We start from the raw sequence: 272 nt of genomic DNA, 5'->3' as shown, positions 1-272 counted from the left end.
ACCGCTGACCTCCTGCGTGCAAAGCAGGCGCTCTCCCAGCTGAGCTAAGGCCCCGTAAGTGGTCGGGAAGACAGGATTCGAACCTGCGACCCCTTGGTCCCAAACCAAGTGCTCTACCAAGCTGAGCTACTTCCCGACAATATGGCGCGCCCGAAAGGATTCGAACCCATAACCTTCTGATCCGTAGTCAGATGCTCTATCCAATTGAGCTACGGGCGCATCAATATGATTCAACTTCCATTAGAAATGGAGGCGGCAACCGGACTCGAACC

At 54.8% G+C, this 272-nt stretch carries 2 tRNA genes; both read right to left on the bottom strand.

The features are described from left to right. Window positions 1-59: 59 nt before the first annotated feature. Window positions 60-136: transfer RNA gene (locus L9G74_RS20585), tRNA-Pro, on the bottom strand. A 6-nt stretch (window positions 137-142) separates the two neighbouring features. Beyond that, a tRNA-Arg gene (locus tag L9G74_RS20580) sits at window positions 143-219 on the bottom strand. Window positions 220-272: the final 53 nt, after the last annotated feature.

Origin of the sequence: Shewanella electrica, from assembly GCF_022321485.1 — a bacterium.
Lineage (GTDB): Bacteria > Pseudomonadota > Gammaproteobacteria > Enterobacterales > Shewanellaceae > Shewanella > Shewanella electrica.
The sequence above is the reverse complement of the archived record's forward strand: the minus strand, read 5'-3'. Positions and strand labels throughout refer to the sequence as shown.